Origin of the sequence: Paenarthrobacter sp. CAP02 (genome assembly GCF_040137855.1) — a bacterium.
Lineage (GTDB): Bacteria > Actinomycetota > Actinomycetes > Actinomycetales > Micrococcaceae > Arthrobacter.
In genome coordinates this window covers 33980-56111 of the sequence record NZ_JBEEII010000011.1, presented here as the reverse complement: position 1 = coordinate 56111, position 22132 = coordinate 33980, and the positions used below count along the sequence as shown (strand labels likewise).

The following is a 22132-nucleotide window of genomic DNA, read 5'->3' as shown; positions in this document are numbered from 1 at the left end:
CCTAGAGCCCCAGATCCAGGTAGCCGTCCAAGCCGACCGTGAGGCCGGGGTTGGCTGCCACCTTCCGCAGTCCAAGAAGGACGCCGGGCATGAAAGAGGCCCGGTCGAAGGAATCGTGGCGCAACGTCAGCTGTTCGCCGGGACCGCCAAAGAGGACCTCCTGGTGGGCAACAAGGCCGCGAAGGCGGACACTGTGGACCCGTACCCCGTCCACGTCGCAACCACGCGCACCGTCCAATGCCGTCTCGGTGGCGTCCGGGCTGGCCGGCACGCCTGCTTCCTGGCGGGCTTCGGCGATCAGCTGGGCCGTGCGCACAGCCGTGCCGGAAGGAGCATCCACCTTGTTGGGGTGGTGCAGCTCAATGATTTCAACAGATTCGAAGTACTGCGAGGCCTTGGCAGCAAAGGCCGATGCCAGCACCGAGCCAAGGGCGAAGTTTGGGGCAATCAACACGCCTGTTTCCGGTTTCGACTCCAGCAGTCCGCGGAGGGATTCCAACCTGTCTGCGTTCCAGCCTGTGGTGCCCACGACGGCGTGGATGCCGTGCTCGACGGCGAACCGGACGTTGGTCTCGGTGATGTCCGGGACGGTGAGATCAACAACATACTGCGCACCGGCGTCGAGCAGTTTGTCCAGGGAATCGCCGCGGCCCAAAGCGGCCACCAGCTTCATGTCTTCGGCTGCTTCAACAGCCTTAACGGCTTCAATTCCCATACGCCCGTTGGCGCCCAGCACTGCAACAGCAAGTTGTTCGGTCATGCGTTTAACCCTACCGCCGGGCCGGGCACGGGCGGGAACCGTTACCTTGCGCCTACTCCCCTGCGCCGACCCATTCCACAGTGCCATCACTGAAGAACTGCTCTTTCCAAATGGGAACCTGCTCCTTGACCCGGTCCACCAGTTCCGAGCAGACGGCGAACGCCTGGCCCCGGTGGGCAGCCGCAACTGCACACACCAACGCGGGATCACCGATCTCCAGCATGCCGATCCGGTGCGCGGCCCAGATGCGCACGGGTTGATTGGCTTCGCCGGAGTGCTCCGCGACCAACTGAGCCACCACGTCCGACATGACCTGGTGGGCCGTGGGGTGCGCGCTGTAGCTCAGTCGATCAACAGCTTTGCCGCCGTCGTGGTTACGCACGACGCCGCTGAAACTGACCACCGCACCCGCAGTTTCCGATTCCACTGCCCTGATGGCTTGGTCCACGGAAATCGGCTCGGCGCTGAGGACAGCGCTGACAACCTCGAAGTCTGTTTCAGTGCCCATGGTTTCCTTCCAACTGCTCACAGAGATGCCCGATCACGGGGTCCAGGACCGCCAGCCCATCCATGACCCCTTTGGGGGAACCGGGAAGATTGATGACGAACGATTTTCCCGCCGCTCCTGCATGGCCGCGGCTCAGCATGGCCATGGGCGTCTTCGCAGCACCTGCGCGCCGGATGCCTTCCATGATGCCCGGTATTTCGCGGTCAAGGAGTGGCAGCGTCATCTCCGGCGTGCGGTCGTCCGGGCTGAGGCCCGTGCCACCGCTGGTGATGACAACTGCGGGTTCCTGCGTCAGGAGGGCACGCAGGGCAGCACCTACAGGTTCACCGTCCGGCACCACCATGGTGGGAAAAGTGTCGAATCCGTGCTCGTTCAGCCAGTCCAGGATGATCGGCCCGGTCTCGTCCGTGTAGATTCCTGCGGCGGCACGGGTGGACGCGATCACGACGCCGGCCTTCCGCGGTCCGTGCGCGTTGGGCTCGCAGGCGCTCATGCTCCGGCCTCCCCGTGCCGTGGTTCGGAGGAAACGTCCCAGTCGCCGCTCTTTCCGCCGCTCTTGGCGAGCACCCGGATATCGTCCAGGACGGCATGTTTGTCGACGGCCTTGATCATGTCGTAGACGCTGAGCGCCGCAACCGACGCGGCGGTCAGGGCTTCCATTTCGACCCCGGTGACGCCCCTTGTCTTGACCGTTGCCAGGACTTCCACCGATTCAGCGCCCAGCTCAAAGTCCACGGTGACCTTGGAGATCGGCAAGGGATGGCACAGCGGAATCAGTTCGGGGGTCTTCTTTGCCGCCATGATGCCCGCTACCCTCGCCACGGCGAGCGCGTCGCCCTTGGGAAGTTCGCCGGCGCCCAACAAGGCGAGGACTTCGGCGGTGCTGCGGACAGTGGCCGTGGCGGTGGCCTCACGCGTGGTGACGGCTTTCCCGGAGACGTCCACCATCTGCGCGGTGCCGTCCTGCCTGAGATGCGTCAGGCCCGCGGGGCCGTCTGGGTTATCGGGAGTGTGGTTCACAGCATCCATACTTCCACTTCGTCACCCTTGGCGAGTTCCGTGACGTGGGCGGGGATCTGGACCAGGGCATTGGCACGGGCCAGTGCGTGGACAAGGTGGGAGCCTGCCCCGCCTTCCATGCGCACTGTGCCATCGGTGTCCACGCTGCCGCGCCGGACCTGGTGCTTTCCGTCGGGCGAGGTCAGTGGTCCGGCGAGGCGGGCCGTCTGCACGGGCCGGGGCGCAGGTGTTCCCTGGACCTGGGAAAGTGCGGGCCTGAGGAACATCTCGAAGGAGACGAGGCAGCTGACGGGGTTTCCGGGGAAGCCCAGGAAGGGTGTGTCTTCGAAGGTTCCCAGGCCCTGCGGGCCGCCTGGCTGCATGGCGACCGGCAGGAAATCCACTGGCTGGCCGGACATCGCTTGGCGGACTACCTCGTAGGCGCCTTTGCTCACGCCACCGGTGGTGACGATGATGTCCACCGGGTTCCGGGGATCCTGGGTGTAGCGGTGGAGGACTGACAGGAGGGTTTCGGGGTTGTCGTCGGAGATGCCCGTCCGCGTCACTTCCACGCCCGCTTGCCGCATGGAGGCTTCAAGCAGCGTGCCGTTGGAATCGTAGATCTTGCCGGGCGCCAGTTCCTGCCCGGGCTCCACCACTTCGTCGCCAGTGGTGACCAGCAGCGCACGGAACGGTTCACGGACCTCCACAGTGTCCAGGCCCAAGGCGGCCAGCAAGCCAAGTTGGGCAGGCCCCAGGAGCGTACCGGCGGCCAGCGCCAAGTCGCCTGATTCGATGTCGCTGCCGCTGTGTCGAACATAGGTTCCGGAAGCCACCGGTGGGAGCCGGACGGTAGCGTCTTCGGCGGCCGGCTGGGGAAAGACATTCGGCGTTGCCTTTTCAATGGGCACGACGGCGTCGGACCCTTCCGGGATCATGGCACCGGTCATGATGGGGGCGGCGAAGCCGGCCTTCAGTGGCGCTGGCGCGGCACCTGCCGGGACGGGCGCCGCGACCCTGAGCTCCGCACCGCCGTCGGGAATCCCTGCGGAATGAACGGCGAATCCGTCCATTTGGGAGTTGGGGAACGGCGGCAGTGAGAGGGGTGCGTAGACGTCACCGGCGAGCGCTTGTCCCAGTGCTTCGAGCAAGGGCAGGCGGAGGTTGCCCTTGGCAGCCCTCGCAGTGGTCAGCAGTTCCACCACGGCCTGCCGATGGGCTGCAACAGATCGGGGCACGGACATCCTCCTGTGTGGATACTTTGGCGTACGGAAATTACCCGGACGTACCCAGACTAGGTCCTCAGCCCACCTTGACGCTGATTGTGTGGTAGCCGGTGGCACCATCCGGGGCTACGGGAGCCTTGTCTTCTGTCTGGGGTTCACCGGTGGAATCCGTGGCCCGCACCTGGACTTCGTAGTCGCCGGCTGTGAGGTCGATGCCGAGCTGCCACTGGTACCAGGTGTCGGTGGAGATACCGTTTCCCAGGGTGGCTTGTTGCCACGGACCCCGGTTAACGCGCAGCTCCACCCGTTTGATGCCCCGGTGCTGGGCCCAGGCCACGCCGCCGAACTGCACCTTGCCTGCCTTAACTGTCCGGCCGTTGCGGGGTACGTCGATTCGCGATTGGGTTTTGATGGGTCCGTGGTCGCTCCAGCCGCGGGGGGTCCAATACCCGATGTCGTCGGCGAACCGGGTGACTTTCAGTTCGGTCAGCCATTTGGTGGCGGACACATATCCGTAGAGTCCGGGCACGATCATGCGTACGGGGAAGCCGTGCTCCAGCGGCAACGGTTCACCGTTCATGCCAATGGCCAGCAGTGCATCCCTGCCGTCCGTGAGTGCCTCCAGGGGCGTACCGGCAGTCCAGCCGTCGTTGCTGGTGGACAGCACCATGTCCGCGCCGGCTTTGGGACCCGCCATGGCGAGGAGTTCGCGGACCGGCCAGCCCAGCCAGAGTGCGTTGCCGATGAGGTCTCCGCCGACGTTGTTGGACACGCAGGCGATGGTGATGTGCCGCTCGGTCATGGGCTTGGTGAGGAGGGCCGCGAAATCCAGTTCGATTTCCCGGTCCACCATTCCAGTGACCTTCAACTTCCACGAGGGTGGGTCGATGGCAGGAACCGTCAGGGCGGTGTCAATCCTGTAGAAGTCGGCATTGGGCGTCACCAGGGGGCTGATCCCGTCCACGGCCAGTGCCGCGCCGTTGGGGATGGCTTGGCGGGGTGTCGTGGGCTGTGGGAGCTTCAAAGTACTGCGGAAACCAGATGCGGCCGCTGTGGCACGCGTCAGGACAGCGGTCACCGTTCCGGCCACGACGGCGGCGATGGACGTCCCGGCGAGCGCGTTGAGGAAGCTGCGCCGGGCCAGGGGCGCGGGATCCGCCTCGTCCTGCCCGGGTGTCCCCCGGGAGGGGGCCCAGGTGGTCAATCTACGGATCAGGGTGCGCAACAGCAGCATGGTGACCACGGCCGCAACGATGGGCGCGAGGGCAGCCTGCGGTCCTGCTTGCGCGCGGGTAACGACGGCGGTCAGCCCCGCCGCACCTGCCAGCCCTGCCAGTGCCAGGCCCCATCCGGTCCTGCGGTGCTCCAGGACTCCGGCCAGAGCGGCAAGGATCCCGGCGACCAGTCCGATGGAAGCGATGAGCACGATCTTGTCGGCCGTTCCGAACCATTCGACGGCCAGGTCTTTGACGCCGGGCGGCACAGCATCGATGACAGCGCCACCCAGGGCGGTCACTGGAGAGACCAGGGGGCTTGCCAGGCCCGCGGTGAGTTCCCCCGCTGCTATCCCGGCTGCCCCTGCGGCCACACCGGCCGCCGCAGCCCACAGGCGGGGGTGCACACGGCCTCGTCGCGGCAGGGACGTTACGGGATCCGGTGGGTCCACGTGCGGGCTGGGTTTGTTCATGCTGCCGGGCATGCTCATGATGCGCCTCCTGGGCGATATTCAGCTGAAGTCCGGGTGGTGGCCGACGGGCTACCATCGCGGGTGGATCCGGCGGGGAGTGACAGCGCAAAGCGGCAACCGCCGTCGAGGTTGGTGACGCCCACCGTTCCTCCGTGGGCCTTGACGATTCCGGCCACCATGCTCAGGCCAATGCCGGCACCGCTGTAGCTACCCTGCAACTCCGCGGTGGTTCCGCGCGCCGGGTTCTTCTGCCAGCCGGTTTCAAACAGATGGGGAAGGTCGGCATCGGGAATACCGCCGCACTGGTCCTGCACAGCGACCACGGCATTCCCGTTGTCCCGCCCGACGCTCACATCCACGTCGCTGTCCGGACGGCTGTAGATGATGGCGTTCACCAGGATGTTCCGTATGGCCCTCGCCAGGCTTGGCCCGTCGGCGACGGCCATGCACTCACGGTCCCCACCGCCGTCGAGCTTGATGCCCCGCTTCGCCGCCAACGGGGCCAGGTCCGAGAGGGCATCGCTGACGAGGTCGTAGAGGTCCAGTGGTTCGGCGCGAAGCTGCAGGCTGCCCGCCTGGATCTTGGACAATTCCAGGAGGTCATTGACCATGGCCGTCATTTGTTCGGTTTGCCCGATGATCTTCCGGTAGTAGCCGGGGACATCGGCCGCCATGCCGTCCTCCAAGGCTTCGGTCATGGCGCGCATGCTGGCCAGCGGTGTGCGGAGGTCGTGCGAAATCCAGGACACGAGTTCGCGCCTGGCCGTTTCGATGGCGGCCTCGCGTTCCCTGGACTCGGCAAGGCTACGGCTGCTTGCTTCCAGTTCCTGGGCAAGTTCGGCGAGCTCGGAGGTCACGGCGGGAGCCCTCCCCCGGCGGGCGTCCATGGTGTTGTCCAGGGTCTCGCCCCGCCCCAGCCGGCGGGCCGCATCCACCAACCGTGCCGCGTTACGGGACACCCCCGCGCCGAGCATCAGGGAGAGTGCAACGGCAACAGCCGAGGCGGTGGCGAGGATGTACCACATCACCTCAAGGTCCCTGGCGGAAATGAACATGGCGTTGAAGGCGCTGACCATCCCGGCCACCAGGACAGCTACGGTTGCCACCACCACCAGGCAGATCTGTGTGAGCACGGAGGCACGGCGGAGCAACCGCAGGAGCACCAATGTGGTGGCACCGATGAGGACGGCCCACAACAGGACCCAGGCGAGGATGGTCCACAGTTCACTGCCTCCCATGCCCACCTCCTGTGTCATCGAAACGGTAACCAACGCCCCAGACCGTCTTGATCAGTTCGGGCGTGGTGGGATTTGCTTCGATCTTCTCCCGCAAGCGCCGGACATGCACGGTGACGGTGGAGAGGTCTCCGAAGTCCCAACCCCAGACGGCTTTGATCAGTTCCTCGCGGCTGAACACCTGGTTTGGCCTGCGCATCAGGAACGCCAGGAGGTCGAATTCACGGACCGTCAGCGCCAACGGGTTGCCGTTGTGGGTGACCGTCCTGGACGCCGGATCGAGTTCGAGTCCGGCGGCCTCCACCGATGGTTCCGGGGCAAACTCCTTGACGCTGCGGCGGAGGACCGACTTGACCCGAAGAACCAGTTCCCTGGGCGAAAAGGGCTTGGTGACGTAGTCGTCCGCGCCCATCTCCAAGCCGAGGATCCGGTCATCTTCGGTTCCCAGGGCCGTGACCATGATGACAGGCACACTCATGGTTTGGCGCAGCCGCCTGCAGACCTCGACACCGTCCAGTCCGGGCAGCATGCGGTCCAGGATCACCAGGTCCGGCTGCCGGGACGCTGCAACCTTGAGAGCCGTGAAGCCATCCGCAGCCATGTCCACCTGGAAGCCTGCCTTCAGCAGGTAGTCGCGGACAACATCGGCGATGGTCTGTTCGTCCTCTACCAGCAGGACCCGGCGGTTTCCCGGGTCCATTGCTGATGCCGTATTTGTGGTCACGCTTTCAGCATAGGTTTGCCGGCGGCACCCGGCACCCGATCGTGGCGTCGGCGGGGGAAGCGTATTGAATCCGTAAGAACTCTGTGACTGTAACTGGTGTCACTGATCCGGCCGGGGTGGCGTAGCCTGAATTTATGACTGTTCAGCTGGGCATGCCGGTGCCCCCGTCGGGTGCCGCCACAGGCAGCACGGAAAGTGGCGTGGGGGTTCCGCCGCCACGTCCCGCAGGCACGCCCGCAGGGTTGTGGGACCGTTACGGGCGGCGCGCCACGGACATGCGCCTGTCACTGACGGACAAGTGCAACCTGCGCTGCACCTACTGCATGCCCGCCGAGGGCCTGGAGTGGTTGTCCAAGCAGGCCGTAATGACCAAGGATGAAATCATCCGCATTGTGCGCGTCGGGGTCACGGCCCTGGGTGTGCGGGAACTCCGCCTTACCGGCGGTGAGCCCTTGGTGCGCGCCGACCTGGTGGACATTATCTCCGGCATTCGAAGCAATCATCCCGACCTCCCCATCTCCATGACCACCAACGGCGTCGGACTGGACAAGAAAGCCGCAGCGTTGAAGGCCGCAGGGCTCACCCGGATCAACGTCTCGCTGGATTCCCTTCACGAAGAAACGTTCACCAAGCTCACCCGCCGTCCATTCCTGGATCGCGTCCTGGCCGGCGTCGATGCTGCCTGGGCGGCCGGCCTGGGCCCCGTGAAACTGAACGCCGTGCTGATGCGCGGCATCAACGACGCCGAATCGCCGGACCTCCTGGCCTGGGCGTTGGGTCGCGGTTACGAACTTCGCTTCATCGAGCAGATGCCCTTGGATGCCGATCACGGCTGGACCCGGCGCAACATGATCACGGCTGCGGAGATCCGGACGCTGTTGTCACGCGATTACGTCCTGGACCACGACCCCCGCGAACGGGACGGCGCCCCCGCGGAACGCTTTGAAGTACGACGCCGGGACACGGCTTCCGGTCTTGCCACCGGTCCGGTCCTCGGTACCGTGGGCATCATCGCCTCGGTCACGGAGCCGTTCTGCTCCGACTGCCGGCGTACGCGCATCACCGCCGAAGGCAAAATCATGAGCTGTCTCTTCTCCCGCGAGGAATTCGACCTCCTGGGCCTCCTTCGTGGAGGAGCCACCGACGAGGAGCTTGCGCAACGCTGGCAGGACGCCATGTGGGTCAAGCCCAAGGCGCACGGAATGGACCACACCGGTCTCGGCGCAGCGGACTTCGTCCAGCCGGACCGCAGCATGAGTGCAATCGGAGGCTGAAACCTTGCTTGTCCGCTACTTCGCTGCCGCACGCTCGGCCGCAGGAGTCGAAGAAGAAGTCCACCACCTGCCGGAAGGCACCAGCCTGGAGGCGCTGCTGGAAGCCGCCCTCGCCGTCGAACGTCCCGTGCCCCCGGACGGCACGCCGACCCTCGCACGCATCGTTGCACGCAGCAGCTTCCTCCGCAACGAAGTGGCTGTGCGCGACCGTTCGGCCCCGCTGAGCCCGCACGACGTCATCGACGTCCTGCCACCTTTCGCCGGGGGCTAGGCGTCAGGCGTTGATTCCCTCCGGAAGACGCTTTTCAGCAAGGGACTGAAGCTCGAGGTACCTTCGAGCCGCAGATCGGCTGTGTGCACCAGTACCCCGTCCTCGACGCGGAACGTGTGCCTGGCCACGCCGTCGGCAGTGCGCCGGTCCAGCGTCAGAGTCCCCGCGTTCCACGAACCCCTGACGGGACTGGCCGGCGGCCGGCCCATGCTGTCCACGTAGTACCAAAGCGTTTCACCGTGTTCGCGGTCCACAGTGAACATGCCATGCCCTTCGAAGTGTGTCCCATCCGCTTCACGGTGCCGGTAACTCTGCACGACGGCGTAGCCGCTGGCAGCCCTGCTGAACACCACCTCGGCCTCGGCAGTCCGCGCACTCCCCCACGGTGATGGGGCGATCTCCGTGACTCCACGCCAATGGCCAAGGAAATCCTGCAGCATCTCCGCGGCGTGGCCGCGTGGGGGCAGTTCCATCACATCTCCAACGTCAACAGGGCAGCATCATCACTGTGTGATCATGCTGCCCTGCCGGGAGTGTGCGAGTCCAGAGTCGGAATCTGTCTTGAGTCAGAGGCCGAACGTCTCGGTTTCCTCAAAGGGGCCTACCACCGTGATGGTGCGCGGAGCGGCCGCGAGTTCGCGGGCGAGCTCCTGGACGTCGCCCACAGTGACGGCCTGGATCCGGGCCAAGGTCTCATCTATGTCCTGGAACTCTCCGGACACCAGTTCCGCCCGGCCCAACCTGGACATCCGTGAGCCCGTGTCCTCAAGGGCCAACACGATGCCACCGCTGAGCTGGCCCACGGCCTTCCTGAGCTCTTCTTCGGTAATGCCGTCCTTGGCGAGCTTATCCAGCTCCACGCCCAGCAGTTCCAGCACCTGGCGGACCTTGGACGGGGTACAGCCGGCGTACATGCCGAAGTACCCGGCGTCGGCGTAAGCGGCGGTGAAGGAGTACGTGGAGTAGACCAGGCCCCGCTTCTCGCGGATCTCCTGGAAGAGCCTGGAGGACATGCCACCGCCCAGGACTGCGTTGAGCACGCTCATGACGAAGCGGCGGTCATCCGTGGCGACGATCGTCGGGCAACCCATGATGATGTTTGCCTGCTCCACAGGACGCTTCACGACGTGGAGGCCGGCGGTGCCAGTGATGACGGCACGCTCCGTCCCACGGCGTTCCACGGGTGCTGCCTCGGGATCCAGTTGCCAACCGGCAGCTTTCAACGCATCAAGGACAAGTTCACATACGACGTCGTGGTCCAGGCCGCCCGCTGCGGTGATGACCAGTTCCTCTGGGCGGTAGTAGCGCTGGTAGTGCTCCCACACAGAGTCCCTGGCCACAGCCTTGATGGCATCCGGGGTTCCGCCAATGGGCCGGGCCAGCGGGTGGCTCCCGAGCACTGCCGCCACGAATTTCTCGTGGGCCACGTCCGTGGGGTCGTCGCTGTCCATGGCGATTTCCTCGAGGATGACATCGCGCTCCTGCTCCAGTTCGGCAGGGTCCAGGACGGCGCCGGTGATCATGTCGGCGATGACGTCAATGGCCATGGGAAGATCCGTATCGAGGACCCGTGCGAAGTAGCAGGTGCTTTCCTTGGCGGTGGCTGCGTTGGATTCGCCGCCTACCTCGTCGAACGCAGACGCTATCTCCAGCGCTGTGCGCCTCTTGGTGCCCTTGAACAGCAGGTGTTCAAGGAAGTGTGTGGAACCATGCTGGCCGTCCGCTTCGTCGCGCGAACCCACTGCCACCCAGAAACCTATGGTGGCCGAACGCTGCCCGGGCATCGCCTCGGTCAGGACGCGCACGCCGCCGGGAAGCACGGAGCGCCGCACGACGGAACCGCCCTCGGCACCATGGATCAGTTCGCCGCCGGGAAGGGTTTGCTCCAGCGGCAAGGGTACGACAGTCATTAAGGCCTTTCAGGGTTAAGGCCGGAAGGGCCGGTGGAGCTTTTTCAAGCCCACCGGCCCCGCCGGGTGTACTGCTTACAGACTACTCTGCAGACTCTTCAACGACCTCGGCCGGAGCGTCCTCGGAAGCTGCGCCTTCTTCGTCGGCAACAACCGGCGAGAGGGAGAGCTTTCCACGGTCGTCGATCTTGGTGATCTCGACCTGGACCTTCTGGCCCACGGAGACGACGTCATCAACGTTGTCCACGCGCTTGCCATTGGCCAGCTTGCGGAGCTCGGAGATGTGCAGCAGGCCGTCCTTGCCCGGCGTCAGGGAAACGAAGGCGCCAAAGGTGGTGGTCTTGACGACCGTACCCAGGTAGCGCTCACCGATTTCCGGAACCTGCGGGTTGGCGATGGCGTTGATGGCGGAACGTGCTGCGTCGGCAGACGGGCCGTTGGTGGCGCCAATGTAGACCGTGCCGTCATCTTCGATCGAGATGTCCGCGCCCGTGTCTTCCTGGATCTGGTTGATCATCTTGCCCTTGGGGCCGATGACCTCGCCGATCTTGTCCACGGGGATCTTGACGGCGATGACGCGCGGAGCGAACTCGGACAGCTCATCCGGGGTGTCGATCGCTGCGTTGATGACCTCGAGGATGTGGAGGCGGGCTTCGCGGGCCTGCTTCAGGGCTGCTGCCAGCACTGAGGCGGGGATACCGTCGAGCTTGGTGTCCAGCTGGATGGCCGTGACGAACTCGGACGTACCGGCAACCTTGAAGTCCATGTCGCCGAAAGCGTCTTCGGCGCCGAGGATGTCAGTCAATGCTGCGTAACGGGTCTGGCCGTCAACCTGGTCGGAAACCAGGCCCATGGCGATACCGGCAACAGCTGCCTTCAGCGGCACACCGGCGTTGAGCAAGGAGAGCGTCGAGGCACACACCGAACCCATGGACGTCGAACCGTTGGAACCGAGGGCCTCGGATACCTGGCGGATGGCGTACGGGAACTCTTCACGGGTAGGCAGAACCGGAACCAGCGCGCGCTCTGCGAGGGCACCGTGGCCGATTTCGCGGCGCTTCGGGGAACCGACGCGGCCGGTCTCACCGGTGGAGTACGGCGGGAAGTTGTAGTTGTGCATGTAGCGCTTGCGCGTTACCGGCGACAACGAGTCGATCTGCTGCTCCATCTTGAGCATGTTCAGCGTGGTGACACCCATGATCTGGGTCTCGCCGCGCTCGAAGATGGCCGAACCGTGAACGCGGGGCAGAACCTCTACCTCTGCGGTCAGCTGGCGGATGTCCGTCAGGCCACGGCCGTCGATGCGGACCTGGTCCTTGAGGATGCGCTGGCGCACGACGTGCTTGGTGACCGAGCGGAACGCTGCTGAGAGTTCCTTCTCGCGGCCCTCGAACTCGCCCGCAAGTGAGCCCAGGACTTCGTCCTTGAGTTCGTCGGAAGCGGCGTCGCGCTCCTGCTTGTCAGCGATCTGGAAGACCTTGGCCAGCTTGTCGGCGGCAGCAGCCTCGACGGCGGCGTAAACGTCGTCCTGGTAGTCCAGGAAGACAGGGAATTCAACGGTCGGCTTCGCAGCGCGGGCCGCGAGGTCTGCCTGTGCGTCGCAGAGAGCCTTGATGAATGGCTTTGCCGCTTCGAGGCCCTCGGAAACTACCTCTTCGGTGGGAGCGGTTGCGCCCTGTTCCTTGATGAGGTTCCAGGAGTTGTCGGTCGCTTCGGCTTCAACCATCATGATGGCGACGTCGTCACCGGCGACACGGCCGGCAACAACCATGTTGAAGACGGCGTTCTCAAGCTGGGAGTGCTTGGGGAAAGCGACCCACTGCGAACCGTGTTCGTCGGCGATGAGGGCGACGCGGACGCCACCGATCGGGCCGGAGAACGGGAGGCCGGAAAGCTGCGTGGACATCGAGGACGCGTTGATGGCGACGACGTCGTAGAGCTCGTCCGGGTTGATCGCCAGGACAGTGACGACGATCTGGACTTCGTTGCGCAGGCCCTTGACGAACGCGGGGCGCAGCGGACGGTCCATGAGGCGGCAGGCCAGGATGGCTTCCGTGGACGGGCGGCCTTCGCGGCGGAAGAACGAGCCCGGGATACGGCCGGCGGCGTACATGCGCTCTTCGACGTCCACCGTCAGCGGGAAGAAGTCGAAACCTTCGCGCGGCTGCTTGCCGGCGGTGGTTGCGGAGAGCAGTGCGGTGTCGTCGTCGATGTAGACCATCGAGGCGCCGGCGGCCTGCTTGGCAAGGCGGCCGGTTTCGAAGCGAATGACGCGCTTGCCAAAACGGCCGTTGTCGATGATGGCTTCGGAGAACTGGATTTCGGGACCCTCCATAGAGAGTCACCTCCGTTTCTGTTAGCGGAAATCCGCCGCATCAACCCAGGCCTCTTCTTTATTTCTGGCCTGTACTACACCCGGTCATCGATCGAGATCCACGGGCGTCATCACCACTGGTGAACTTCCCGGGAATCACTACCGAGGACCGCGAATGCGCGATGCGGTTGATTCCTGTTTTTAGTTGTTGGTAAAGAAGGCGGCCCGTTCCGAAAGGAGCGGGCCGCCCCTAAAGGCAGACTAGCGGCGCAGGCCGAGGCGCTCGATGAGCGAACGGTAGCGGGCGATGTCGGTGTTCTTCAGGTAGGAAAGCATGCGCTTGCGACGACCAACCATGGCCAGCAGACCGCGCTGGGTGTGGAAGTCGTGCTTGTGCTCCTTCATGTGCTCAGTCAGATCCTTGATCCGCTGGGTCAGGACAGCAACCTGAACCTCGGGCGAACCGGTGTCGCCTTCAGAGGTTGCGTATTCCTTGATGATGGACTGCTTTACAGCGGCGTCAAGTGCCACGTGAACTCCTAGAGTTGTGCCGTGCGTCCCGGTGCAGCGCTGCGCTGACGGGTTGCCCTTGGTGCGTTGCCGCACACAAAAACAGGTCCAGCTGCCACGGACTGCGGCCGGATCCGTCATCAGTTTACCGGCAGGTCAGCGGTGTTGTCGAAATCCGCCTAGTGCCGGGTCAGCAGCTCGTGTGCCTGGGCTACGTCCAAGCACATCTGCTCCACCAGCGCCTCCGGCCCACGGTAGGCAACCATGCCGCGCAGGCGCTGGGTGAATTCGACGGCGACTGTCTGTCCGTAGAGGTCGAAGTCCTCCACTTTTTCCTCGGGACGATCGATCACGTGGGCCTCCACCTGGCGGCTCACGCCGTCGAAGGTGGGGTTGGAACCAACGGAAATAGCGGCGGGCCACCGTGTGCCGGACTGGTCGATCAACCACCCTGCGTAGATGCCGTCCGCAGGAACATACCCTGTGGAGTCGTGGGCGAGGTTGGCTGTGGGAAAACCGAGATCGCGTCCGCGGGCTGCGCCGTGCACCACTTCGCCACGCATGCGGTGCGGGCGGCCAAGCACCGCGGCAGCCGTCACGACGTCGCCCTCGGACAGGGCTTCCCGCACCCAGGTGGAAGAGCAGCGGCGGTCGGCATCGCCGTCGTCGTGTACCGGAGAGCCTCCGGCGCCGTACTCGTTGACCACCTGCACGCCGAACCCAAGCTCCTCGCCCAGTTGCTGCATGGTGACCACGTCCCCCACGTTCCCGGCACCAAAGCGGAGGTCGTGGCCTACGACGACGTGCGCGGCGCGAAGTCCGTCAAGGATGACATCGCGGACGAACTCGACCGGTGTCATCGCCGCCAGGTCCAGGGTGTACTTCATGACCAGCACGGCATCGACGCCGGTGTCCCCGAGGGCGTCGAGCTTGTCCTGGAGGCCCATGATCAGCTCGGGAGCGGAATCGGGCCTGTGGACCTGGGCCGGATGCGGATCAAAAGTCACTGCAACCGAGGGAATGTTGTGCCGCTTGGCGGTGCCCGTCAGCTGCGACAGGACATGCTGGTGCCCGCGATGGACGCCGTCAAAGTTCCCAATGGTAACGACAGTAGGTCCGAAGTCCTTGGGGACTTCGGTGGGATCGTTCCAGATGTGGACCATCAACCTCGCCTTTTACTGCAGATGTTCGGTGCGCCCGGCAACCTTCCGGCGCCGGAACATTCTAAGGTTACCCGCCAGGGCGGTTGAGTCAGGACGGGCGGCGCTTGTTCAGCCAGAGGAGCCCAAGGATGGGCAGGATAAGGGGGACGAAACCGTAGCCACGGCCGAACAGCGACCATACGGTATCGTGCGGGAACGCCACGGGGTCGAAGAGGCTGATGGCACCCACCACCAGCACGCCAATGAGCTCCGTCAGCACGGCGGCCACGGAAACCTTGAACCAGGTGCGTCCCGGCTTGGCCAGCGAGATGGTCGCCACGATATAGACGACGGCGGCAAAGGCCGAGAGGATATGCGCCAGCGGTGCTTCGGCGAACTTCGTAGCGATCTGATATCCGGCACGCGCGGTCGCGGAGAGGGCGAAAACGGCGTACACCGCGATCAGGAGGCGGCCAGGCCCGGTGTTCCGGGTATCTTTCTTCGGCTGCGGGGTTGCCGGATTGGTCTCAGTTCCAGTCACGATGGGTTCTTCTTTCAAGGTCAGTACCAAATCTGGTTCATGCGTGCGCCCATGACGAGGACTGTGACGCCTACCGCAGCGAGGACGAAGTTGCTCCAGCGGGTGCGTTCGAGGATGGCCCAGTACACCGCACCCAGCGGGATCATCAGGGCCGTGATCAGGTAGCCCCAGAATTCCCAGGCTTCCCCGGCAATCTGCTCGCCCAGGGCAACCCGGATGATTGAACCCACCAGGTAGACCACCAGGACCAGTTCAACCGCGAGGACCGAGTAGATGGTGAGATCATTCGGGGCCTTTTTCATCAGCCCGGCCACCACGCACATGATGGTCGAAACCAGTCCGACAATCAGGAGGGCATAGAAATATCCGTCCATGGCTACTTCGCCTCCCCCGAACCGGTTCCCGGAGCGAACACCAACACGGGCTTGGCAAAGCTCCCCGTGTCAGCCAGCAACGCCACCAATTCGCCCGATGGTGCGAAGGCAGCTGCGGGATTTTCTGCCGTGGCAGCCTCGTCGGTGCCTGCTCCCGGCCCCGCGGCGATGCGGCGGCCGAACGAGATCTCCGTTGTTTCGTCCTCGCTGAGCTCGCGGTTTGGCATCAAGGAGCGGGCAGCGAGGGACATGTCCAGCACGTTGAGCTCTTCGGCCAGTTCCTCCAGCGTCCTTGCCTGCTCGAGCGTATACGGCCCCACCTGCGTCCGGCGAAGGGCCGTGAGGTGCCCACCGACGCCCAAGCCTTTTCCAAGGTCGCGGGCCAAGGCCCGGATGTATGTCCCGGAAGAACACTCCACGGTGACGTCCACGTCAACTACCCTGCCGCCGTCGAGCCTGTTGATCGCGTGCACCTCGAAGCGGTGGATCGTCACGGGGCGCGCTGCGAGCTTCACTTCCTCCCCGGAGCGGACCCGGGCGTAAGAGCGTTCGCCGTTGACCTTGATGGCGCTCACGCTGCTGGGCACCTGCTGGATAGGGCCAGTGAGCGCGGCAACCCCGGCCGCGATGGCGTCATCGGTGACGTCCGCGGCGCTCCGGGCCTCCGTGACGTCGCCCTCGGCGTCGTCCGTGATGGTGGTCTCGCCGAGCCTGATGGTGGCGGTGTAAGTCTTGGACGTACCCACGATGTACGTCAGAAGGCGCGTCGCCTTATTGATGCCCAGCACCAGGACACCGGTAGCCATGGGATCCAGCGTCCCCGCATGCCCCACTTTCCGGGTACCAGCCAGCCGCCGCATCCGGCCAACCACATCGTGGCTGGTCCATCCCTGCGGTTTGTCAACGATTACCAGTCCAGAAAGCACGCTTACCAGTATATGGGTGGCTAGGATGGCTCCCATGCCTGAGCTTGCCTTGCACGTCCGCGACGTCCCCGTGAACCAGATCCGCGAAATCACCGAGGCCGCGTGGGCCACCCCCGGCGCGATCGTCCTGAGCATCGGCGAGCCCGGGTTTGCGCTGCCACGGCACGTCCTCGACGCCGGCATTGCCTGCCTGGACCGGGATGAGACCAACTACACACCCAACGCCGGGATACCCGCGCTCCGTGAAGCGTTCGCCGCCCGCTTCCGCGAACAACAGGGCGTCGACATCGGCGCTGAACGCGTCTATGTGGTGGACGGCGCCCAACAGGGCCTGCATTTCGCCATGAGCCTTCTCCTCTCCCCCGGCGACGAGATCCTGATCCCGAACCCCGGCTACCCCACGTTCGCCATGACCAGCCGCCTGCTTCACGCCGTGCCAGTGCAGTATCCGTTGTATCCGGAGAACGACTTCCAGCCGCACATCGAGGACATCGAAGCCCTCATCACGCCTCGGACCCGTGTCCTGGTACTGAATTCGCCATCCAACCCGCTTGGGGCGGTCATCAGTGAAGAAGCCACCCGGGAACTGCTGGAACTCGCCGTACGGCACGACCTCTGGATCATCTCGGACGAATGCTACGAAGCGTTCACCTTTGACGTCCCACACGTCAGTCCGGCGCGCTTCGACAGCGACGTCCCTGGGGAAGCCCGTGTGTTCACGTCCCTGACCCTGTCCAAGACGTACGGGCTGACAGGCCTGCGCATCGGGGCGTTGATCTGCCCTCCGGGGATTGAGCAGAAGATGAACAACGTCATGGAATCAATCGTGTCCTGCGTCGCGTCCCCCTCGCAGTACGCTGCCCTTGCGGCCTTGACCGGGCCACAGGACTACGTTTCCCAGGCGCGCGACCACTACCGGAACAACCGGGACGCGGCCTCGGCCGTGCTGGAAGCCAAGGGGATTCCGTTCCTCGGGGCGCAGGGCGCGTTCTATCTCTGGGCTGACGTTTCGCACGTCAGCGAAGGCGACGTCCGCACATGGGTACGCAAATTCCTGGCGGAGTCCGGCGTCTCCTTCGCACCGGGCACGGCGTTCGGGTCGATTGGCGAAGGCTGGATCAGGATCGCCCTCTGTGGCGGCCACCAGGACCTGCTCGACGGCGTCAATCGCCTTCCAGCGAAGGTTTAACTGCCGCCGGACCTAGTATGTAGTCCGGCGCGTATGGTGCTTCCAGGCCTCGAACGGGTCCTCCGCCGCTGCCAACTGCGCGTGCTCCACGGGGAGAAGTTCCGGCCTGCTGCCGGCGAAGTACTCATAGAACACTGCGTCGTCGAAGCCGGCCCGCGCCGCGCCGTGCCTGTCCGCGGCAAAATAGACGGCACCGATCCTGGCCCAAAGCGTCGCCGAAAGGCACAACGGACAAGGCTCGCAGCTTGCGTAGAGAACGGAGCCGCTGAGGTCGAACTTCCTCAGCTCGGCAGCCGCACGACGAATGGCCACCACTTCCGCGTGCGCCGTGGGATCGTGGTCGCGTGTAACCCGGTTGACCCCCTCATGGACGGTTCCGTCCGCGGTGACCACGACGGCGCCGAAAGGGCCGCCGCCGTCGAAAACGTTTTGCACCGCCAACCGAATGGCCCGGTTCAAATATTCATCCCGCTGCTGAGCATCGTGCGCCGACATGCTCCGATCCTAACCAGTTTGGGGACAGAAAATGCCCCTAAGAGGGTCTCTTAGGGGCACTATCCGGACAAAAATCCGCAGGTTCAGCGGTTGGCGTCTTCGTCGAGTTCGTCGTCGCCGGAGAGGTCGATGTCCTCTTCGTCGAAGTCGTCTTCGTCGATGTCAGCCGGAGTGTCGCTCTTGTACGGATCGGCCTCGCCTGCCGGCTTGGCGCCGGCCGCCAAGGCAGCAACCTCGGCGTCGCGGCGCTTGGCCTCGCGCAACAGTTCCTCAAGGTTCGAGGCGTTGACCGGAATCTGGTCCGCGACGAACTCAAGCGTCGGGGTCAGCCGGACGGTGATGTTGCGGCCAACTTCCTGGCGCAGCACACCCTTGGCCTTTTCCAGCGCCTTGGCAGCGTCGGTGTGGGCCACTTCATCGCCAAAGACGGTGTAGTAGATGGTTGCGTGCTGAAGGTCGTTGGTGACGCGGGCGTCGGTGACCGTAATGGACTCGACGCGCGGATCCTTGACCCGGCGACCGAGGGCCTCAGCGACGACGACCTTTATCCGCTGTGCCAATTTGGCGGCGCGTGCGGGATCAGCCATGACTTCCTCCTGGAAAGTAGAAACGGGTACGGAACGGGTCCGCCGGGGCTACCCGACGGACCCGCTCCACATGGAACCTAGACGCGCGGCTTTTCGCGCATCTCGAAGGTCTCGATGATGTCGCCTTCGCTGATGTCGTTGAAGGAACCAAGACCGATACCACACTCGAAGTCGGTACGGACTTCGGTGGCATCATCCTTGAAGCGCTTGAGCGTCTCAACGGTGAGGTTGTCACCGATGACCTTGCCGTCGCGGCTGACACGTGCCTTGGAGTTACGGCGGATGATGCCCGTGCGGACGATCGAACCTGCGATGTTGCCGAACTTGGAGGAACGGAAGACTTCGCGGACCTCGGCGGTACCGAGCTGGACTTCCTCGTACTCCGGCTTGAGCATGCCCTTGAGAGCCATCTCAATGTCATCGATTGCTGCGTAGATGACCGAGTAGAAGCGCATGTCCACGCCTTCACGGTCAGCAAGTTCAGCAACGCGCTCGGCCGGCTTCACGTTGAAGCCGATGATGATGGCGTTGTCCACCGTGGCCAGGTTGACGTCGTTCTGCGTGATGGCACCCACACCGCGGTGGATGACACGGAGCTGAACGTCGTCGTCTCCGACGTCGATCTTGAGCAGGGCGTCTTCGAGGGCTTCCACGGCACCGGACACGTCACCCTTGAGGATGAGGTTGAGGGTGTCGATCTTGCCTTCGGCAACGGCCTGGTCGAAGTCTTCCAGGCTGATGCGCTTGCGACGCTTGGCCAGTGCAGCGTTGCGGTCGGCAGCTTCACGCTTCTCAGCGATCTGGCGGGCCGTACGCTCGTCAGGGGTCACCAGGAAGGTGTCACCTGCACGCGGCACGTTGGACAGGCCAAGGACCTGGACCGGACGGGACGGGAGTGCGACATCGAGTGCCTCGCCGTTCTCGTCGAACATGGCACGGACGCGGCCATGAGCCGTACCGGCCACGATCGTGTCACCAACGGCCAAGGTACCGGACTGGACCAGGACGGTAGCAACAGCACCGCGGCCCTTGTCCAGGTTCGCTTCGATGGCAATGCCTCGAGCGTCCTTGTCCGGGTTGGCGCGCAGGTCCAGGGCAGCGTCGGCCGTCAGCAGGACAGCGTCGATCAGTTCGTCGATGTTGAGGTTCTGGCGTGCAGAAACCTCAACGAACATGGTGTCGCCACCGTATTCTTCGGGAACCAGGCCGTACTCGGTCAGCTGGCCCTTGACCTTGTCAGGGTTGGCGCCTTCCTTGTCGATCTTGTTCACTGCGACGACGATCGGCACGTTGGCTGCCTGTGCGTGGTTGAGTGCTTCCACCGTCTGCGGCATAACACCGTCGTCGGCTGCGACAACCAGGATCGCGATGTCAGTGACCTTGGCACCACGGGCACGCATGGCCGTGAAGGCCTCGTGACCGGGGGTGTCAATGAAGGTGATGTCGCGGGGCTTGCCCTCGTGGACGTGGCTGATCTGGTAAGCACCGATGTGCTGGGTGATTCCACCGTGCTCGCCGGCCACAACGTTGGAGTTGCGGATGGCGTCAAGCAGGCGGGTCTTACCGTGGTCAACGTGACCCATGACGGTGACAACCGGTGCACGGGGCTCAAGGACGTCGTCGCCTTCGGCGTCGAGTTCGTCCTGGATGTTGATGTCGAACTGGTCGAGGAGCTCGCGCTCTTCGTCTTCCGGCGAAACAACCTGGAGCTTGTAGCCAAGTTCAGCACCGAGCAGGCCAAAGGTGTCTTCGTCCAGGGACTGCGTAGCCGTGGCCATTTCACCGAGGTGGAACAGCACGGTCACGAGCGATGCGGGGTTCGCATCGATCTTCTCGGCAAAGTCCGTGATGGACGAGCCACGACGCAGGCGGATGATGGTCTCGCCATCGCCGCGGGGTACCGATACGCCACCCAGCGACGGAGCGCTCATCTGCTCAAGTTCCTGGCGCTTTGCACGCTTCGACTTGCGCTGTTTGCCACGACCGGCGCCGCCCTTGCCGAAGGCACCCTGGGTACCGCCGCGACCGCGACCACCCTTGCCGAAGCCACCGCCGGCGGGAGCTCCGCCACCGGTACCTGTACCAGGTGCGCCACCGGGACGACCGGGTCCGCCACCAGGACGGCCTGCGCCACCGGGACGGCCAGCGCCACCCGGAGCCGGACGCTCAGTGCGGTTGGGCATCATGCCCGGAGTAGGACGGTTTCCGCCACCGGGACCACCGGCGGGACGCGGAGCGCCCGGACGGGGTGCACCCGGACGCGGAGCCCCCGGACGGGGACCACCGGTACCTGCTGCGGGACGGGGTCCACCGGCACCAGCTGCCGGACGGGGACCACCGGGGCGTTCGCCATCGTTGCGACGCTCGCCACGGGGCATGCCCTGCGACGGAGCGAACGGGTTGTTGCCCGGACGCGGCGGACGGTCACCATCGCCACCACGGCCGCGGGGCATGCCCTGGGACGTAGCAAACGGGTTGTTGCCCGGACGGGGACCGCCGGGACGCGGAGCCTGGCCACCTTGGCGTGCCGGAGCCGGGGTCTCTGCCTTGGGGGCAGGACGGGCACCGGGCTTGGCCGAAACCGGGGTGGATGCAGCAGGCGCGGCAGGGGCTGCCGGGGCAGGTGCCGCGGGAGCCGGAGCTGCCGGTGCAGGCGCTGCCGACGACGGGGCTGCCGACGATGGAGCTGAAGGCGCCGGGGCCGGAGCCTTCGGTGCTGCCGGGCCCGGTGCCGGAGCAGCCGGGCGGGATGCTGCCGGACGGGTTGCCGCGGGAGCGGCTGCGGGGGCGGCGGACTTTGCAGCGCCGGCACCCGGGTAGGCGTCGCGAAGCTTCTTCACGACGGGGGCCTCAATGGTGGAAGAGGCGGAGCGAACGAATTCGCCCAATTCCTGCAGTTTTGTCACTGCATCTTTGGAAGTAATACCGAGCTCTTTGGCGAGCTCATGTACGCGGACCTTGGCCACATTTCTCCTGTCTCGGTCCGCACCGAGCCAGGCACGAACCGTCTACTTCTTTATGCGGGCCTCAGCCGTTTGCACGGCGGAAAGGCCCATTGCAGAGCGCAACAAAGTTGTCATCGTTACGCACTCATCGCTGGGAACTCATCGGGTTTCCATCAGTTTTCTGACCCGCTTTCAGGTTTGGACGGTTTGCCAGTGGAAGCGTGGGCCTCCACGAGTGGCGCGCCCGGCATCAGGTAGCGTTCGACGGCGGTTGTCTCGGAAGCGCCCGCGAGGGCCCTGCCGAAAGCGCGCCGTTTGATCGCCAATGCCAAGCACTTTTCGCTGGGGTGCAGCCACGCACCCCTGCCGGCCATCCGGCGTCGTTCATCCACCACGACGGTGGAAGAACTGCCGCCTTGGGCGACCAGCCGGACAAGCTCGGACCGGGAGCCTTGCTTCCGGCATCCGATACACGTGCGAACAGGCCCGTGGCCGTGCTCAAGCAGTTCAGCCAC

The 22132-nt window shown here is 64.8% G+C and carries 23 protein-coding genes; 3 read left to right on the top strand and 20 right to left on the bottom strand.

Annotated elements, in window-relative coordinates; translation table 11 throughout:
* Position 1: 1 nt before the first annotated feature.
* Genes dapB through ABHM97_RS17830 form a run of 8 tightly spaced genes read right to left on the bottom strand, consistent with a single transcriptional unit; the run spans position 2 to position 7139 of the window.
* Positions 2-760, bottom strand: a complete 759-nt coding sequence (dapB, locus tag ABHM97_RS17865) for a 4-hydroxy-tetrahydrodipicolinate reductase (RefSeq protein WP_257371117.1) — start codon at positions 758-760, stop codon at positions 2-4.
* A gap of 52 nt (positions 761-812) precedes the next feature.
* Positions 813-1268: a molybdenum cofactor biosynthesis protein MoaE gene (locus ABHM97_RS17860; protein ID WP_257371118.1), complete on the bottom strand. Its 456-nt coding sequence runs from the start codon at positions 1266-1268 to the stop codon at positions 813-815.
* Positions 1258-1761 carry a MogA/MoaB family molybdenum cofactor biosynthesis protein gene (locus tag ABHM97_RS17855; RefSeq protein WP_235521817.1) on the bottom strand — a complete coding sequence of 168 codons (504 nt, stop codon included), beginning with the start codon at positions 1759-1761 and terminating at the stop codon, positions 1258-1260. The genes ABHM97_RS17860 and ABHM97_RS17855 overlap by 11 nt, the downstream gene beginning before the upstream one ends.
* A complete protein-coding gene (gene moaC / locus ABHM97_RS17850) occupies positions 1758-2297 on the bottom strand; it encodes a cyclic pyranopterin monophosphate synthase MoaC (RefSeq protein ID WP_235521816.1) in 540 nt (179 codons plus the stop codon). The genes ABHM97_RS17855 and moaC overlap by 4 nt, the downstream gene beginning before the upstream one ends.
* Positions 2285-3511 carry a molybdopterin molybdotransferase MoeA gene (locus ABHM97_RS17845; protein ID WP_349471717.1) on the bottom strand — a complete coding sequence of 409 codons (1227 nt, stop codon included), beginning with the start codon at positions 3509-3511 and terminating at the stop codon, positions 2285-2287. Before ABHM97_RS17845 ends, moaC begins: the two co-directional genes overlap by 13 nt.
* A 58-nt stretch (positions 3512-3569) precedes the next feature.
* Positions 3570-5198 (bottom strand): molybdopterin-dependent oxidoreductase, encoded by a 1629-nt coding sequence (locus ABHM97_RS17840; RefSeq protein ID WP_349471716.1) that lies wholly within the window; start codon positions 5196-5198, stop codon positions 3570-3572.
* On the bottom strand, positions 5195-6418 hold the full coding sequence (locus ABHM97_RS17835) for a sensor histidine kinase (protein WP_349471715.1): 1224 nt from the start codon (positions 6416-6418) through the stop codon (positions 5195-5197). The genes ABHM97_RS17840 and ABHM97_RS17835 overlap by 4 nt, the downstream gene beginning before the upstream one ends.
* A complete protein-coding gene (locus ABHM97_RS17830; RefSeq protein ID WP_284987777.1) occupies positions 6405-7139 on the bottom strand; it encodes a response regulator transcription factor in 735 nt (244 codons plus the stop codon). Before ABHM97_RS17830 ends, ABHM97_RS17835 begins: the two co-directional genes overlap by 14 nt.
* A gap of 134 nt (positions 7140-7273) precedes the next feature.
* Here ABHM97_RS17830 and moaA point away from each other — a divergent pair, with 134 nt between their 5' ends.
* Both moaA and ABHM97_RS17820 read left to right on the top strand, forming a co-directional pair.
* Complete coding sequence (gene moaA / locus ABHM97_RS17825; RefSeq protein WP_284987776.1) at positions 7274-8413, top strand: GTP 3',8-cyclase MoaA; 1140 nt, start codon at positions 7274-7276, stop codon at positions 8411-8413.
* 4 nt (positions 8414-8417) lie between these two features.
* Positions 8418-8684 carry a MoaD/ThiS family protein gene (locus ABHM97_RS17820; protein WP_257371125.1) on the top strand — a complete coding sequence of 89 codons (267 nt, stop codon included), beginning with the start codon at positions 8418-8420 and terminating at the stop codon, positions 8682-8684.
* Here the strand turns inward: ABHM97_RS17820 and ABHM97_RS17815 are convergent.
* The 8 genes from ABHM97_RS17815 to truB form a co-directional block, all read right to left on the bottom strand.
* On the bottom strand, positions 8681-9157 hold the full coding sequence (locus tag ABHM97_RS17815) for a DUF1579 family protein (RefSeq protein WP_235521810.1): 477 nt from the start codon (positions 9155-9157) through the stop codon (positions 8681-8683). The genes ABHM97_RS17820 and ABHM97_RS17815 overlap by 4 nt on opposite strands.
* Positions 9158-9250: 93 nt before the next feature.
* Positions 9251-10594, bottom strand: coding sequence for a M16 family metallopeptidase (locus ABHM97_RS17810; RefSeq protein WP_349471714.1), 1344 nt, complete (start codon positions 10592-10594; stop codon positions 9251-9253).
* Positions 10595-10676: 82 nt separating this feature from the next.
* A complete protein-coding gene (locus ABHM97_RS17805; RefSeq protein WP_349471713.1) occupies positions 10677-12929 on the bottom strand; it encodes a polyribonucleotide nucleotidyltransferase in 2253 nt (750 codons plus the stop codon).
* A gap of 240 nt (positions 12930-13169) precedes the next feature.
* Positions 13170-13439 carry a 30S ribosomal protein S15 gene (gene rpsO, locus ABHM97_RS17800; protein ID WP_144652206.1) on the bottom strand — a complete coding sequence of 90 codons (270 nt, stop codon included), beginning with the start codon at positions 13437-13439 and terminating at the stop codon, positions 13170-13172.
* A 158-nt stretch (positions 13440-13597) separates the two neighbouring features.
* Positions 13598-14581 carry a bifunctional riboflavin kinase/FAD synthetase gene (locus ABHM97_RS17795; RefSeq protein WP_349471712.1) on the bottom strand — a complete coding sequence of 328 codons (984 nt, stop codon included), beginning with the start codon at positions 14579-14581 and terminating at the stop codon, positions 13598-13600.
* 88 nt (positions 14582-14669) lie between these two features.
* The gene (locus tag ABHM97_RS17790) at positions 14670-15119 is read right to left on the bottom strand and encodes a hypothetical protein (protein ID WP_502921307.1); all 450 of its coding nucleotides are present in this window, start codon (positions 15117-15119) and stop codon (positions 14670-14672) included.
* Positions 15120-15121: 2 nt separating this feature from the next.
* A complete protein-coding gene (locus ABHM97_RS17785; protein ID WP_349471710.1) occupies positions 15122-15475 on the bottom strand; it encodes a hypothetical protein in 354 nt (117 codons plus the stop codon).
* A gap of 2 nt (positions 15476-15477) precedes the next feature.
* Entirely contained in the window at positions 15478-16401 is a 924-nt protein-coding gene (gene truB / locus ABHM97_RS17780) for a tRNA pseudouridine(55) synthase TruB (protein WP_349471709.1), read from the bottom strand.
* A gap of 34 nt (positions 16402-16435) precedes the next feature.
* Between truB and ABHM97_RS17775 the strand changes: the two genes are divergently transcribed.
* Positions 16436-17590: a pyridoxal phosphate-dependent aminotransferase gene (locus ABHM97_RS17775; protein ID WP_349471708.1), complete on the top strand. Its 1155-nt coding sequence runs from the start codon at positions 16436-16438 to the stop codon at positions 17588-17590.
* Between the two features lie 12 nt (positions 17591-17602).
* On the opposite strand, the gene ABHM97_RS17770 is transcribed toward ABHM97_RS17775, so the two are convergent.
* The 4 genes from ABHM97_RS17770 to ABHM97_RS17755 form a co-directional block, all read right to left on the bottom strand.
* Positions 17603-18085: a nucleoside deaminase gene (locus ABHM97_RS17770; protein ID WP_349471707.1), complete on the bottom strand. Its 483-nt coding sequence runs from the start codon at positions 18083-18085 to the stop codon at positions 17603-17605.
* 83 nt (positions 18086-18168) lie between these two features.
* Positions 18169-18672 carry a 30S ribosome-binding factor RbfA gene (gene rbfA / locus ABHM97_RS17765; RefSeq protein ID WP_257371136.1) on the bottom strand — a complete coding sequence of 168 codons (504 nt, stop codon included), beginning with the start codon at positions 18670-18672 and terminating at the stop codon, positions 18169-18171.
* 77 nt (positions 18673-18749) lie between these two features.
* Positions 18750-21638, bottom strand: coding sequence for a translation initiation factor IF-2 (infB, locus tag ABHM97_RS17760; RefSeq protein ID WP_349471706.1), 2889 nt, complete (start codon positions 21636-21638; stop codon positions 18750-18752).
* A 152-nt stretch (positions 21639-21790) separates the two neighbouring features.
* Positions 21791-22132, bottom strand: a complete 342-nt coding sequence (locus ABHM97_RS17755; RefSeq protein WP_235521799.1) for a YlxR family protein — start codon at positions 22130-22132, stop codon at positions 21791-21793.

What these genes read in the sequence shown, in the direction of transcription:
- ABHM97_RS17815 (WP_235521810.1), bottom strand. Translation starts at nt 9,157, where the DNA reads ATGGAACTGCCCCCACGCGGCCACGCCGCGGAGATGCTGCAGGATTTC.
- ABHM97_RS17860 (WP_257371118.1), bottom strand. Translation starts at nt 1,268, where the DNA reads ATGGGCACTGAAACAGACTTCGAGGTTGTCAGCGCTGTCCTCAGCGCC.
- moaC (WP_235521816.1), bottom strand. Translation starts at nt 2,297, where the DNA reads ATGGATGCTGTGAACCACACTCCCGATAACCCAGACGGCCCCGCGGGC.
- ABHM97_RS17805 (WP_349471713.1), bottom strand. Translation starts at nt 12,929, where the DNA reads ATGGAGGGTCCCGAAATCCAGTTCTCCGAAGCCATCATCGACAACGGC.
- ABHM97_RS17785 (WP_349471710.1), bottom strand. Translation starts at nt 15,475, where the DNA reads ATGGACGGATATTTCTATGCCCTCCTGATTGTCGGACTGGTTTCGACC.
- ABHM97_RS17770 (WP_349471707.1), bottom strand. Translation starts at nt 18,085, where the DNA reads ATGTCGGCGCACGATGCTCAGCAGCGGGATGAATATTTGAACCGGGCC.
- ABHM97_RS17840 (WP_349471716.1), bottom strand. Translation starts at nt 5,198, where the DNA reads ATGAGCATGCCCGGCAGCATGAACAAACCCAGCCCGCACGTGGACCCA.
- rbfA (WP_257371136.1), bottom strand. Translation starts at nt 18,672, where the DNA reads ATGGCTGATCCCGCACGCGCCGCCAAATTGGCACAGCGGATAAAGGTC.
- moaA (WP_284987776.1), top strand. Translation starts at nt 7,274, where the DNA reads ATGACTGTTCAGCTGGGCATGCCGGTGCCCCCGTCGGGTGCCGCCACA.
- ABHM97_RS17855 (WP_235521817.1), bottom strand. Translation starts at nt 1,761, where the DNA reads ATGAGCGCCTGCGAGCCCAACGCGCACGGACCGCGGAAGGCCGGCGTC.
- ABHM97_RS17795 (WP_349471712.1), bottom strand. Translation starts at nt 14,581, where the DNA reads ATGGTCCACATCTGGAACGATCCCACCGAAGTCCCCAAGGACTTCGGA.
- ABHM97_RS17775 (WP_349471708.1), top strand. Translation starts at nt 16,436, where the DNA reads ATGCCTGAGCTTGCCTTGCACGTCCGCGACGTCCCCGTGAACCAGATC.
- ABHM97_RS17845 (WP_349471717.1), bottom strand. Translation starts at nt 3,511, where the DNA reads ATGTCCGTGCCCCGATCTGTTGCAGCCCATCGGCAGGCCGTGGTGGAA.
- ABHM97_RS17810 (WP_349471714.1), bottom strand. Translation starts at nt 10,594, where the DNA reads ATGACTGTCGTACCCTTGCCGCTGGAGCAAACCCTTCCCGGCGGCGAA.
- dapB (WP_257371117.1), bottom strand. Translation starts at nt 760, where the DNA reads ATGACCGAACAACTTGCTGTTGCAGTGCTGGGCGCCAACGGGCGTATG.
- ABHM97_RS17835 (WP_349471715.1), bottom strand. Translation starts at nt 6,418, where the DNA reads ATGGGAGGCAGTGAACTGTGGACCATCCTCGCCTGGGTCCTGTTGTGG.